Genomic DNA, 12,995 nt, shown 5'->3' on the forward strand with positions numbered 1-12,995 from the left:
GGCGACGGAGCGGTGCCCCGTCGCCGCTCCGATTTTAAGCCGCTTCCTGTTGCGTCCCACCCTCGTCAGGTATCGCGGGCGCCCGCAGGACATTGGCAGCCAGCCTTTGCCCTTGAGCCGCTGGACGGCGGCTTCCGCTGTTGCCTGCTTCTTAAGCCCTGCGATGTTGCCGGCAACTTCAGGGGATGCGCCCTCTCGCACGGCTTCAAGGATACGATCTTTGGAGACACGCGCGAGGGGGCCGCCCAGAGCTTGGCCGAGAAGCTCAAGTCACTCCCCGTCATTAATGGACAGCCGGACATAGCCGCGCTTGGCGATCCTGCGTTAGTCGCGAAGCAATGGGCGGTAGAGTTGCATCTGAAACCGGAAGATGACCTAAAGCAATTCCTCGACTATCTGGAAGATATGCAAGCTAGCGCGCAACCGCAAAGCTAGTGAGCGAATGCCCCCGGTAACAAGCAGGCCACGATCGCAGGCACACCTCGCTGGCTATTATGTAAGCGCTTCAAACGCTGATCGTCACGAACTTGCTGAGGCTCTTTCCTCGCCAATCAATCCCCATGTAAAAACTGATAATCTTTCGCATGAAAGCTTATCAGTTTGGGCATATTGGATAGCCTTGCAGCCAAATCTTACCAGCTAAGTGATGGTCACGTCCGATCTAGCCCGAAAGCACACGTCATTTATTTGGCCACGACAGATGATTTCAAATCAATCTCCGGAATTTTACAGAGTTCGCGGTAGAGAGCTTCGATCGGGTATTCGCCGTAGTTGTCGGCAACACTCTTTTGTCCGTGACCCGTAATGGCCTCCAGGATGTCTTTTGCCAATCCATGTTTGCGACCGAGCGTCTTAATCCTGTGACGCCACGAGTGACTTGGGGAAAGGCGAGTATCAGTGATGCCAAGTGCCCTCACCCAGCGGCCAATGACTTTGGTGCCATTACCGCCTCGCTTTCCAAACTTGTCGGGCTTTAGATGGGGAAAGATCGGGCCGGGTTTAGCCTCCTCAACAAACTTTAGGAAACCGCTCTCAATCAGAGCTGGATGCAGCGGCACTGCACGTTCGGAGTTTGAATTTTTTAGAGGACCAGCCTCAGGATCGAATTTCATGCACCAAACACCATCGATTCGGATGATGTCACTTGTTCGTAACTGACAAAGCTCAGAGACACGAGCGCCAGAGTATGCGCCCAGCCAGGGTACCCATCGCCGAACAGAATCCTTCTCGCTGAGAGCATTTGAAAGAATGAGCCGCGCCTCTTCATCAGTGAAGCTACGCTTACGTTCGGTGGCAATCACTTTGATTTCGACAGAAACCTTTTCCGCCGGGTTATGCGCGAGCTTCCGGTTCTCGTAGCCCCACTGGAAAATGGCTCTGACCGGCGCAAGCTTTGCGTTCTGCACCGTACGCGTTCGAAGACCGCCTGAGATCATCGCCTCTTTCCAACGAACAACATCGTCGGCTGTAACGCGACCGGCGTCGTCGTGACCCAGAAACTTTTCGAATGCTCGCAGAACCCGCGTCCATTCATAGAGTGTCTTCTTCGCTGGCAAACGCTCGTTAGACCAGCCGCGAAGCAATTCATCGAATTTGACGCCGACCTTAGCTCCTAAGATAGGCCTCGGCACAATATCACTGCTCAATCCTGCCCCGAAATCACCTTTCGCATATCGAGCAAGTGTAATGCTGGCTCGCTGAACTGCATGACCGATCGCTCGAGCGACCAACCTTATGTTTTCCGGACTCTCAGCGAGGCCGCGCCATTGCAATGTTTCCTTCGCGCAGTCGCGGCAGGCCGCCTCCATATCCATGATGGCTCGAACATCAGGATGCAGTGGCGCAAAAATGTCGATGTCGAGTTTGTTTGTCCTGGGCGGCGGCATAAACAATCGATCGGCAAGGTCAACACGCCACGATGTCTGTGACGACGGACTGTCCTTGTATAGTTCGAGCCAGCGGTCGTGCCACGTAACTGCGAGTTCGTGCGCTTCCCGCTCGGTTAGCTTGGAAGAGCCTGCGCGTAAATTTGCCCAACGCTCTTCGACTTCCGCTAGTACCTTTGCGTGGCGTTGACGCGCCACTGCGGGGTCTTTCGTTTTGAGGCTCTGCTTCTCTTCTAGTTTGCCGACAAGCGCACGCAAATCCGCAGGGACGCCCCTGCGAAACCAATACACACCACTATTTGGATGTTGCCACGGACGAGACATTGATAAGGGCATTTGTACCAGCCTATTGTACCAAGCCGGAAGCCCTAAGTGTCTGATTTTGCGGATATGCTCTGCGTTTCAAGCGCTTAGCAAGCTAATGGTGCCCAGGAAAGGACTCGAACCTTCACGCCTTGCAGCACAGGTACCTGAAACCTGCGTGTCTACCAATTCCACCACCTGGGCGTGAGGCGGTTAGTAAGGATCGGCCGCACGCTTGTCAAATTCCGGGGAAATTTCCCCGGGCGGGTGGCACCATGGCCCCTGTACAGCCAATGACCGATGGCGTATCGCAAAATCCGCAAATACCCGCGCGGCTTACCCTTATCGAGGCAGGAATTCGACCATGACAGCCCCCATCGATACCCTCGTCACCGTCTTCGGCGGATCGGGCTTCCTCGGCCGTCATGTGGTCCGGGCGCTGGCGCAGCGGGATTACCGGCTGCGCGTCGGCGTGCGCCGGCCTGAACTCGCCGGTCACCTCCAGCCGCTCGGCAAGGTCGGCCAGATCAACCCTGTGCAGGCCAATATCCGCTACCCGGCCTCGATCGAGGCGGCGATGCGCGGCGCACATGTCGTGGTCAATCTGGTCGGCATTCTCTCGGAAAGCGGCGCCCAGCGCTTCAACGCGGTGCATGCCCACGGCGCGCACGCCATCGCGGAAGCCGCCGCGAAAATCGGCGCCCGGATGGTGCATGTCTCGGCGATCGGCGCCGACGTCAATTCCACCTCGCGTTACGCCGTCTCGAAGGGGTTCGGCGAACAGGCGGTGCTGGATGCCGTCCCCGGCGCGACCATCATCCGTCCCTCCGTCGTGTTCGGATCCGGGGATCATTTCGCCAACCGCTTCGCCGCGCTGGCGCGGTTGCTCCCGGTGCTGCCGCTGATCGGCGCGGAGACGAAGCTGCAACCGGTCTATGTCGGCGACGTCGCCACCGCGATCGCCGATGCCGTCGATGGCAAAACCCGGCCGGGCGCGGCGTACGAGCTTGGCGGGCCGGAAGTGGTGACGATGCGTCAGGCGATCGAGTACATCCTGCAAGTCGCCGACCGTCATCCGGCGCTGATGCCGCTGCCGTTCGGGCTCGCGAAGTTCAAGGCCGCGTTCCTGCAATTCGCGCCGGGCGATCTCAAGCTGACGCCCGATCAGGTCGAACTGCTCAAGTTCGACAATGTGGTGTCGGATGCGGCGAAGGCCTCTGGCCTGACGCTGGAAGGGCTCGGCATCGCGCCTGACTCGATGACGGCGGTGCTGCCGTCTTACCTGTGGCGCTACCGCAAAACCGGCCAGTTCGCCCACAAGAACGCCTGAAGTCTCACGCGCCCAACGCCAGCGCGATCAGGCCGAGCGTGCCGACGATCACGCGCCACCAGGCGAAGAACGTGAAGCCGTTGCGCGTGACGAAATCGAGGAACGTCTTCACCACGATGATCGCGGTGATGAACGACACCACGAAACCGACCACGATGATCAGCGCGTGATCCATCGTCATGTCGGCGCGATCCTTGTAGACATCGTAGACGAACGCGCCGATCATGGTCGGGATCGCGAGAAAAAACGAGAACTCCGCCGCCGAGCGCTTGTCGGCGCCGAACAGCATCGCCGCCACGATCGAGGCGCCGGAGCGCGACACGCCCGGAACCATCGCCGCACATTGCGCGATACCGATGCCGAGATACATCGGCAGCGGGAACGTCATGGCGTTGTGATGGCGCGGATTGACGTCCTGCTGATCGACCCACAGCAGCACCGCGCCGCCCGCGATCAGCGAGAAGCACACCACCCACGGGTTGAACAGCACCGCCTTGATGAAATGGCCGAAGATCAGGCCGAGCACCACGGCAGGCAAAAACGCGACCAGCACGCCGATCACGAACCGCCGCGCGGCGGGATCGGTGAACATGTGGGTCGCGACATGCCACAGCCGCTGGAAGTAGATCACCAGAATGGCCAGAATCGCGCCGAGCTGAATCAGCACCGCGAACGTCTTCCAGAAATTTTCCTGGTCGAGATTGAAGATGCGCTCCGCCAGCAGCAGGTGACCGGTGGATGAGACCGGCAGGAACTCGGTGACGCCCTCCACGATGCCGAGGAACAGCGCCTTCAGAAGATCAGCCAACATTGGGAAAATCCATCGTGCCGGGAGGGCCCGCGCGTTTGTGACTTATTCGCCGACCCCCCGCAATGCGGAAAACACGCAAAGATGCCTTGCCCCCGGCTCACGCTCGGTTAGGTTCGATACCTTGCTCGCGGGCCGCCACCAAGCGAGAGCAGAAAGCCTTTTTTAAGGCTCTCTTTAAGAATCTTCCGGCTAACACGGTGCCTATGATTACCCTTTTCCATCACGCCTTCTGCCCCCATTCACGTTTCATCCGTCTCGCGCTCGGCGAATACGGGCTGGAATCCGAACTCGTCGAAGAGCGGATATGGGATCGCGACGAGGCGTTTCTGGCGATGAATCCCGCGGGCACCACGCCGGTGATGATGCTCGACGGCCAACCGCCAATTCCGGGCGCCGCGATCATCGCCGAATATCTGGACGAGACGCATGGCGAACGGCTCGGCGAGCGCCGCCTGATGCCGGCCACCTCAGCCGGCCGCGTCGAAGTCCGGAGGCTGATGTCGTGGTTCAACGACAAATTCTATGATGAGGTATCCGGCCCGCTCGTCACCGAGCGCGTCTACAAGCGCTTCATGACCGCCGAACAGGGCGGCGGCGCACCCTCGACCGAGGTGATGCGCGCGGCACGCTCCAACCTGCGCTATCATCTGGCCTATATCGGCTGGCTGGCGCGGACGCGGAATTTTCTCGCTGGCGACCGGCCGACCTATGCCGACCTCGCCGCCGCCGCGCATCTGTCGGCGATCGATTATCTCGGCGACGTTCCGTGGACCGAGGACGATGCCGCGAAGGCGTGGTATGTGCGGATCAAGTCGCGGCCCTCGTTCCGTCCGCTCCTGAACGAATGGCTCGCGGGCCTGCCCGCGCCCGCGCACTACATCGATCTGGATTTTTGACGTCCTTCGTCATTCCGGATCGGCTCGCAGACGCTCGCGCCCCGGAATGACGCGAACCTTACCCCTCCGCCAATTCCGTCACCGCCGCGAGAATGCGCGCGATGTCCTGCGGCCGCGACAGGCGGTGATCGCCGTCCTGCACCAGCGTCAGCACCACATCGTCGCTCGGCAGAATGTGGGTGAGCTTGAAAGCGTGCTGCCATGGCACATCCTCGTCCTGCACGCCTTGCAGGATGCGGATCGGGCAACCGAGTTCGAGCAGGCTGCCGAGCAGGAGATGATCGCGCCCCTCCTCGATCAATCGTTTCGTGATCGGATAGGGATCACCGTAATCGGAGGGGCGATACCACACGCCGTTGCGCTCGATCTCCTCGCGCATCTGCGGCGTGAACCGCTCCCACATCAGGTCTTCGGTGAAGTCCGGCGCGGGCGCGATCAGCACGAGGCCCTTGAGCTTCGCGCGTGATTTGGCTTTTTGCGCCGTCATCGCGCGCGCGGCCAAAAGCGCCATCCATCCACCCATCGAGGAGCCGATCAGGATTTGCTCGCCCTCGCAGCAGGCCCCGATCACGGCAAGGCTCTCTTCCAGCCACGCGCCGATGGTGCCGTCCTTGAAGTCGCCGCTGGATTCGCCGTGGCCGGAATAATCGAAACGCAGACAGGAGCGGCCACGAGCCTGCGCATAGGCGTCCAGTTCGCGCGCCTTGGTCCCCAGCATGTCCGACTTGAATCCGCCGAGCCAGACGAGGCCGGGCCCGCGCCCCTCGCGGCGACGCACCGCGATCCGGCGTTCGCCATGCGGCGTTCTGACATCGATAAAATCAGGCGGAGAATCGACAGAAAGTGTCATCTGGAGGCCGTCATGAAAATTTTGCGGTTGGTTTCTATCGTGCCATCATGATCGACCGTGTTATTGATGGTGCGATCATGTTCGTCAACGCCCCGGTCATATCCCCTTCACATTGCTGCAATCCACCGCTGGCCGCGCTGTGCGCCCGTCCCGCGCCGATCGCATTGGCCTGAACGAGACACGCCTCCGATGCCGGACCCTTCCACGGCCAGACACCAGTTTTTGTCCAGTTCACCTGACGAGGCGGTGGATCGGAACGAAACGGTTCTGCATCCCGGAGACAATACGCCTCCTCGCACGCTCACCGTCCTGATCGCCGTACCGACGCTGGAATCCGGCGCGTCCGATCTCAACGCGCTGACACTCACGCAATATCTCGCCAGCCACGGCCATCATCCGATCGTGGTGTCGCAAGGCGGCCGCCTCGTCCCCGAGATCGTTGCCGCGGGCGGCGAGTTCATCGAGATGGATGTCGCGAGCCGCAACCCATATCGCATGCTGCGCTGCATGCGGCGATTGTCCTTGCTGATCGCGAACCGGCAATGCGACGTGGTTCATGCACTTGGCCGCGCCCCGGGATGGAGCGCCTATCTCGCCGCGCGCGCGCAGCGGCGTCCGTTCGTCACCACATGGTTCAAGGGCTTCCGCGAGCAGAACCGGCTCAAGCGATTCTACAACAGCGTCATGGTGCGCGGCGACCGCATCATCGCCGCGAGCGACGATCTCGCCGACCTCATCCGCGACCGTTACCCGGCCGCGCGCGGCCGGGTCGCCACGCTGCCGCTCGGCTTCGATGCGACCACCTTCGACCCCGACCGCGTCACGGCGGAGCGCATCGCCCGCATCCGCCACGCCTTCGGCGCCGGGCCGGACACCCGCATTATTCTCGCGCCGGGGCGCATGGTCCGCCGCAAGGGCCATCACCACATCGTGCAGGCCGCCGCATGGATGAAGGCCGCCGGGATGAAGAATTTCCTGATCGCCTTCACCGGCGAGGATCAGGGCCGCACCCATTTCACCGGGCAATTGTGGGATCTTGTGCTCTCGACCGGGACCACCGACGTGGTGCGCTTCGCCGGGCTCAGCGACGATCTTCCGGCGGCGCTTGCGGTCTCCGCGGCGGCGGTATTCGCCTCGACCCAGCCGGAAGGCGCGTTGCGCACCATCCTCGCGGCGCAGGCGATGGGCGTCCCGGTCGCCGCCTCCGATCTCGCCGCCGGTTCCAGTCTGATGCTGTCGCCGCCGGCCGTCGGCGAGGACCGCATGACAGGCCTGCGCTTCCCCTCCGGCGACATCGAGGCCATGGCAACAGCGTTAACGCGCCTTCTGAACCTGTCGGAGCCGGAACGGCAGGCCATGGGCGCGCGCGGCCGGGCATGGGTTTCCGACTTGCAGGAGCCTGCGGCAGTTGCCGAACAGACCCTTCGCCTCTACATGGAACTGACACAGGCGCGCGCACCGTGACTGGAATGCGGCTCTCCGGGTTTTTCGCCCGAGCCGCCCTTCGTCGCCTTGCCCACGCCCGGGAATTCCTTCAAAATCACCGCTTCTTTCAACAATCGTGGAGACCTTCCCATTCGCCGTCCCAACAGAGCCCCGCCCACAGTCGCCAAAGACGGGCCCCGCACCAATGATGAGATCCGCAATCTCGAAGTCCAGTTGATCGACCAGCACGGCGTCAATGTCGGCGTCACCGAAACTTCGGCCGCCGTGAAGATGGCGATGGAAGCCGGCATGGATCTCGTGGAGATTTCGCCGAACAACAGCCCGCCGGTCTGCAAGATTATGGACTACGGGAAGTACAAGTTTCAGGCCCAGAAGAAAGCGGCCGAAGCGCGCAAGAAGCAGAAGATCGTCGAGATCAAGGAGATCAAGCTCCGCCCGATGATCGACGACCACGATTACGACGTGAAAATGCGCGCGATGCTTCGCTTCTTCGAGGAAGGCGACAAGGTCAAGATCACGCTGCGTTATCGCGGCCGTGAAATGGCTCACCAGGAGATCGGCACCAAGCTGCTCGACAAGGTGAAGGCCGCCGTCGCCGATATCGCCAAGGTGGAGCAGGACGCGAAGTTCGAGGGCCGTCAGGTCGTGATGGTGCTCGCGCCACGCTGAGCACCGGACTTCAAGCCGACGAGACACAAAAAGGCGCCCATCGGGGCGCCTTTTTCAGTCTCGGAAACTCAAAACGGCTCGCTCAGAAGCCCCGCGCGATCAGCGCCCCGATCACCAGCGCGCCAGCGCCGAGCCATACGGCCAGACGGGTGGTATCGGCTTGAATTGCGGCAGCCCTGGCCCTGGCACGGCTCTTTGTCTTCGGCATTTCAAATCCTTCCGTCTCGGTGTCACCGAAATATGGGGTTTCGGGGCGATTCTCCAATGCGGCATAACATGCGCGGGCCTCATGGCAGGATGGCGGCAGACGCCGTTTAACGTTGCAAACCGGGCCTTCCTCTGCCATAAGCCCCATCTCATCGCCCGGCTGATCAAGGGCTGCCGTGGCGATGTTTTTTGCTGGCTTTGCCATACGGGCAAATACCCCAAGCAATTCAACGCTCTAGCGAGCATTTAGCCGCCCCGGCGAGCCGTTTCGGCGCGCGGGAAGCGGCTTTTAAGGAGAGCCAAATGCCCAAGCTGAAGACCAAGTCGGGCGCCAAAAAGCGCTTCAAAGTGACCGGAACAGGCAAGGTGGTGTCCGCCCATGCGGGCAAGCGCCACGGCATGATCAAGCGGACCAAGAAACAGATCCGCCAGTTGCGCGGCACGCGCACCCTGTTCAAGACCGACGGCGACAACATCAAGCAGTACTTCCTGCCGAACGCCTGATCCACTTGCGCCGCGTCCGCGCGGCGGTCTGTCACCACTCACATTTTCAGATTTAGGAGATCAGTCATGGCACGCGTCAAACGCGGTGTGACGGCTCACGCCAAGCACAAGAAAGTCTACAAGGCCGCCGAAGGTTTTCGTGGCCGCCGCAAGAACACCATCCGCGCCGCAAAGGCCGCCGTCGACAAGGCCGGCCAGTACGCCTTCGTCGGCCGCAAGCTGAAGAAGCGCAATTTCCGCGCGCTCTGGATCCAGCGCATCAACGCGGCGGTTCGTCCGTTCGGCCTGACCTACAGCCGATTTATCAACGGCCTCGCCAAGTCGGGCGTCGTTGTCGATCGCAAGGTGCTGTCGGATCTCGCCATCCACGAGCCGGCGGCGTTCCAGGCGATTGCCGAAAAGGCCAAGGCCGCTCTCGCGGCTTAAGGCAGCCTCGGCCGTGCGCGGCCAAGGTCAGCCTGAAGGCTTGCCCCTCTTGCACGAGGCCGGGATGACCGGGATGCCCTGAGGCGTCCCGCTTCGTTCGGCTGGGCCGATTGTACCCCGCCGGGCGGTTTCAAATGAACCGTTCTGCTGGGGCTACGCATGTCCGATCTCGCCGCACTCGAATCCGAAATCCTGAACCAGATCGCAGCCGCTTCCGACGAAGCCGCTCTTGAAGCCGTGCGCGTCGCCGCGCTCGGCAAGAAAGGCTCGATCTCCGCGCTCTTGTCCACGCTCGGCAAGATGACGCCGGAGCAGCGCAAGACCGAGGGTGCCGCGATCAACGCCGCCAAGGACAAGGTGACGGCGGCGCTTACCGCGCGGCGCGACGTTCTGAAAAACGCGGCGCTCGATGCGCGGCTTGCCTCCGAGACCATCGACGTCACGCTGCCGGTGCGTGAGACGCCCGCCGAACAGGGCCGCATCCATCCCATCTCGCAGGTGATGGACGAACTCACCGCGATCTTCGCCGACATGGGTTTCTCGATCGCCGAAGGGCCGGACATCGAGACCGACGATTACAACTTCACCCGGCTGAACTTCCCCGAAGGCCATCCGGCGCGGGAGATGCACGACACCTTCTTCTTCAACGCCAAGGAAGACGGCTCGCGGCCGCTGTTGCGCACGCACACCTCGCCGGTGCAGGTGCGCACGATGCTCTCGCAGAAACCGCCGATCCGCGTGATCTGCCCCGGCCGCACCTATCGCTGCGATTCTGACCAGACCCACACGCCGATGTTTCATCAGGTCGAGGGCCTCGTGATCGACAAGGGCTCGCACCTTGGGCACCTGAAATGGATCCTTGCGGAATTCTGCAAGGCGTTCTTCGAGGTCGATAACGTCAACATGCGCTTCCGCCCCTCCTTCTTCCCCTTCACCGAACCGTCGATGGAAGTCGATATCCAGTGCCGGCGCGGCAAGAACGACATTCGTTTCGGCGAGGGCGAGGATTGGCTGGAAATTCTCGGCTGCGGCATGGTGCATCCGAACGTGCTGCGTAATTGCGGCATCGATCCCGATGTCTATCAGGGCTTCGCCTGGGGCATGGGCATCGACCGCATCGCGATGCTGAAATACGGCATCAGCGATCTGCGTCAGATGTTCGAGGGCGACGTGCGCTGGCTCAACCATTACGGCTTCAAGCCGCTCGACGTGCCCACGCTGGCCGGAGGGCTGTCGTCATGAAGTTCACCCTCTCCTGGCTGAAGGAACATCTCGACACCGATGAACCGGTCGAGAAGATCGCCGAGACGCTGACGATGATCGGCCTCGAGGTCGAACATCTCGAGGACAAGGCGAAGGCGCTGGCGCCTTACGTCATCGCCAAGATCATCACCGCCGAACAGCATCCCAATGCCGACCGTCTGCGCGTGTGCATGGTCAACACCGGCAACGGGAAGCCTATTCAGGTCGTGTGCGGCGCGCCGAACGCGCGCGCGGGGCTGGTGAGCGTGTTCGCGCCGCCCGGCACCTACATTCCGGGCAAGGACATCACCCTCAGCGTCGGCAACATTCGCGGCGTCGAAAGCCACGGCATGCTGTGCTCGGCGGCCGAGCTTGAACTGTCGGAAGATCATGACGGCATCATCGAACTGCCAAACGATGCACCGGTCGGCAAGGCTTACGCGGAATGGGCCAGGCTCGGCGATGCGGTAATCGAGATCAACCTCACGCCGAACCGCGCGGACGCGACCGGCGTGCACGGTATCGCGCGCGATCTCGGCGCGGCCGACATGGGCAAGTTTCACAATGATGCACCGAAGCCGATCAAGGGCGCGTTCGCCGCACCCGCGGCGGTGACGGTCGAAGACGCAACGCTATGCCCCGGCTTCGCGTTGCGCCTTGTGCGCGGCGTCAAGAACGGCCCGTCGCCGGACTGGCTGCAACGCCGCCTGACGTCCATCGGACTGCGCCCGATCAACGCGCTGGTCGACATCACCAACTTCATGACCTTCGACCGTGACCGCCCATTGCATGTGTTCGACGCCGCCAAGGTGAAGGGCAATCTCGTCGTGCGCCGCGCCAAGGCAGGCGAGAGCCTTGTTGCGCTCGACGGCAAGACCTACGCGCTCGACGACACCATGTGCGTGATCGCGGATGACACCGGCGTGCAATCGCTCGCGGGCATCATGGGTGGCGAGGCGACCGGCTGCGACGAGAATACGACCGACGTGCTGATCGAATCGGCGTTGTGGAACGAGATCAACATCGCCCAGACCGGCCGCAAGCTCGGCATCAATTCCGACGCGCGCTATCGTTTCGAGCGCGGTGTCGATCCGGCCTTCATGGTGCCGGGGTTGGAGCTTGCCACAAAGCTCGTGCTCGATATCTGCGGCGGCGAGCCGTCCGAGATCGCCCTCACCGGCAAGCCTTACGGCGACGACCGCATGATCGAATTCCCGATCGACGAGGTGAAACGCCTCGCCGGGATCGACGTGCCGCTCACCGATATCAAGCGCCACCTGACCCATCTCGGCTTCATGGTCGCAGGTGCCGGGCCCGTGGTGAAGGTCGCTGTGCCGTCATGGCGCGCGGACGTGCACGGCAAGGCCGACATCGTGGAGGAAATCGTCCGCATCATCGGCGTCGATCGCGTGCCGCTGACGCCATTCGACCGCGGCGATGCGCCGCGCAAGCCCGTTCTGACCGCGCTGCAATTGCGCACCCGCCGCGCCAAACGCGCGCTGGCGGCGCGCGGCATGGTCGAGGCTGTGACGTGGTCGTTCCTCTCAAAGGCGCAGGCCGAATTGTTCGGCGGCGGCAAGCCTGAGTTGGCGCTCGCCAACCCGATTGCTTCGGATCTGTCCGACATGCGGCCCTCGCTGGTGCCGGGCCTGATCGCGGCGGCGCAGGCCAATGCCGATCGCGGCTTTGGCGACGTCGCGTTGTTCGAAGTCGGGCAGGTGTTTCTCGGCGACCAGCCCGAACAGCAGCTCACCGCCGCGACCGGCGTGCGCCGCGCGATGGCGTCCTCGAAGGGCTTTGGCCGCGCGTGGTCCGGCTCATGGACGGTCGATGCGTTCGACGCCAAGGCCGATGCGCTGGCCGTGCTCGCCGCCTGTGGCGCGCCGATGCAGGCGTTGCAGATCCTCCCCTTGAATGAGGCGAAGAATGCGCCCGCATGGCTGCATCCGGGCCGCGCGGCGGCGATCCAGATCGGACCGCAGAACGTGCTCGGCCATTTCGGCGAACTCCATCCGCGCACGCTCGATGCGCTGAAGGCCGACGGCCCGCTGGTCGCGTTCGAAGTGCTGCTCGACCGCCTTCCCGAACCGAAGGCGCGCGCGACGCGCGCCAAGCCGCCGGTCGAACTGGCCGCCTTCCAGCCGGTGTCGCGCGACTTCGCCTTCCTCGCGGATCGTTCCGTGAAGGCCGCCGACATCATCCGCGCCGCGCAGGGCGTCGACAAGAAGCTCATCACCGAGGTGACGCTGTTCGACGTCTATGACGGCAAGGGCATTCCCGAAGGCAAGAAGTCGGTCGCCATCGCGGTGACCTTGCAGCCGCGCGAGAAGACCCTGACCGATCAGGACATCGAGGCGGTGGCGGCGAAGATCGTCGCGGACGTGGCGAAGAAAACCGGCAGCACGCTGCGGGAGTAAGGCTTTTC

The 12,995-nt window shown here is 62.4% G+C and carries 14 protein-coding genes and 1 tRNA gene; 10 read left to right on the forward strand and 5 right to left on the reverse strand.

All coding sequences use genetic code 11. From position 1 onward, the window contains the following. Positions 1-12: 12 nt before the first annotated feature. Complete coding sequence (locus AFIC_RS00640) at positions 13-435, forward strand: hypothetical protein (protein WP_275247276.1); 423 nt, start codon at positions 13-15, stop codon at positions 433-435. Positions 436-683: 248 nt separating this feature from the next. Here AFIC_RS00640 and AFIC_RS00645 read toward each other — a convergent pair whose 3' ends face one another. Further along, positions 684-2,144, reverse strand: a complete 1,461-nt coding sequence (locus AFIC_RS00645) for a site-specific integrase (RefSeq protein ID WP_275247277.1) — start codon at positions 2,142-2,144, stop codon at positions 684-686. 164 nt (positions 2,145-2,308) lie between these two features. Further along, positions 2,309-2,393, reverse strand: a tRNA-Leu gene (locus AFIC_RS00650). 160 nt (positions 2,394-2,553) lie between these two features. On the opposite strand from AFIC_RS00650, the gene AFIC_RS00655 reads away from it, so the two are divergent. Next, a complete protein-coding gene (locus tag AFIC_RS00655) occupies positions 2,554-3,519 on the forward strand; it encodes a complex I NDUFA9 subunit family protein (protein WP_275247278.1) in 966 nt (321 codons plus the stop codon). Between the two features lie 4 nt (positions 3,520-3,523). Here the strand turns inward: AFIC_RS00655 and AFIC_RS00660 are convergent, their stop codons facing one another. Further along, the gene (locus AFIC_RS00660; RefSeq protein WP_275247279.1) at positions 3,524-4,330 is read right to left on the reverse strand and encodes an undecaprenyl-diphosphate phosphatase; all 807 of its coding nucleotides are present in this window, start codon (positions 4,328-4,330) and stop codon (positions 3,524-3,526) included. Positions 4,331-4,533: 203 nt separating this feature from the next. Between AFIC_RS00660 and AFIC_RS00665 the strand changes: the two genes are divergently transcribed. Beyond that, entirely contained in the window at positions 4,534-5,226 is a 693-nt protein-coding gene (locus AFIC_RS00665) for a glutathione S-transferase family protein (protein ID WP_275248769.1), read from the forward strand. Positions 5,227-5,284: 58 nt separating this feature from the next. Here the strand turns inward: AFIC_RS00665 and AFIC_RS00670 are convergent, their stop codons facing one another. Then, positions 5,285-6,076 (reverse strand): alpha/beta hydrolase, encoded by a 792-nt coding sequence (locus tag AFIC_RS00670; RefSeq protein ID WP_275247280.1) that lies wholly within the window; start codon positions 6,074-6,076, stop codon positions 5,285-5,287. Between the two features lie 47 nt (positions 6,077-6,123). Between AFIC_RS00670 and AFIC_RS00675 the strand changes: the two genes are divergently transcribed. The 3 genes from AFIC_RS00675 (at position 6,124) to infC (ending at position 8,191) form a co-directional block, all read left to right on the forward strand. Continuing rightward, positions 6,124-6,249, forward strand: coding sequence for a hypothetical protein (locus AFIC_RS00675; RefSeq protein WP_275247281.1), 126 nt, complete (start codon positions 6,124-6,126; stop codon positions 6,247-6,249). 73 nt (positions 6,250-6,322) lie between these two features. Then, on the forward strand, positions 6,323-7,540 hold the full coding sequence (locus AFIC_RS00680; protein ID WP_275247282.1) for a glycosyltransferase: 1,218 nt from the start codon (positions 6,323-6,325) through the stop codon (positions 7,538-7,540). Positions 7,541-7,651: 111 nt separating this feature from the next. Beyond that, on the forward strand, positions 7,652-8,191 hold the full coding sequence (gene infC, locus AFIC_RS00685; protein ID WP_275248770.1) for a translation initiation factor IF-3: 540 nt from the start codon (positions 7,652-7,654) through the stop codon (positions 8,189-8,191). A gap of 82 nt (positions 8,192-8,273) precedes the next feature. Here infC and AFIC_RS00690 read toward each other — a convergent pair whose 3' ends face one another. Then, positions 8,274-8,603 carry a hypothetical protein gene (locus AFIC_RS00690; protein WP_275247283.1) on the reverse strand — a complete coding sequence of 110 codons (330 nt, stop codon included), beginning with the start codon at positions 8,601-8,603 and terminating at the stop codon, positions 8,274-8,276. A 98-nt stretch (positions 8,604-8,701) separates the two neighbouring features. Between AFIC_RS00690 and rpmI the strand changes: the two genes are divergently transcribed. The 4 genes from rpmI to pheT all read left to right on the forward strand — a co-directional run bounded on the left by rpmI (position 8,702) and on the right by pheT (position 12,987). Further along, a complete protein-coding gene (gene rpmI / locus AFIC_RS00695; protein WP_012561618.1) occupies positions 8,702-8,902 on the forward strand; it encodes a 50S ribosomal protein L35 in 201 nt (66 codons plus the stop codon). A gap of 66 nt (positions 8,903-8,968) precedes the next feature. Further along, positions 8,969-9,328 carry a 50S ribosomal protein L20 gene (gene rplT, locus AFIC_RS00700; protein ID WP_009338696.1) on the forward strand — a complete coding sequence of 120 codons (360 nt, stop codon included), beginning with the start codon at positions 8,969-8,971 and terminating at the stop codon, positions 9,326-9,328. A 159-nt stretch (positions 9,329-9,487) separates the two neighbouring features. Further along, the gene (gene pheS, locus AFIC_RS00705; protein WP_275247284.1) at positions 9,488-10,570 is read left to right on the forward strand and encodes a phenylalanine--tRNA ligase subunit alpha; all 1,083 of its coding nucleotides are present in this window, start codon (positions 9,488-9,490) and stop codon (positions 10,568-10,570) included. Next, on the forward strand, positions 10,567-12,987 hold the full coding sequence (pheT, locus tag AFIC_RS00710) for a phenylalanine--tRNA ligase subunit beta (RefSeq protein ID WP_275247285.1): 2,421 nt from the start codon (positions 10,567-10,569) through the stop codon (positions 12,985-12,987). Before pheS ends, pheT begins: the two co-directional genes overlap by 4 nt. Positions 12,988-12,995: the final 8 nt, after the last annotated feature.

Origin of the sequence: [Pseudomonas] carboxydohydrogena, assembly GCF_029030725.1 — a bacterium.
In the GTDB taxonomy this organism is placed as follows: Bacteria; Pseudomonadota; Alphaproteobacteria; order Rhizobiales; family Xanthobacteraceae; genus Afipia; species Afipia carboxydohydrogena.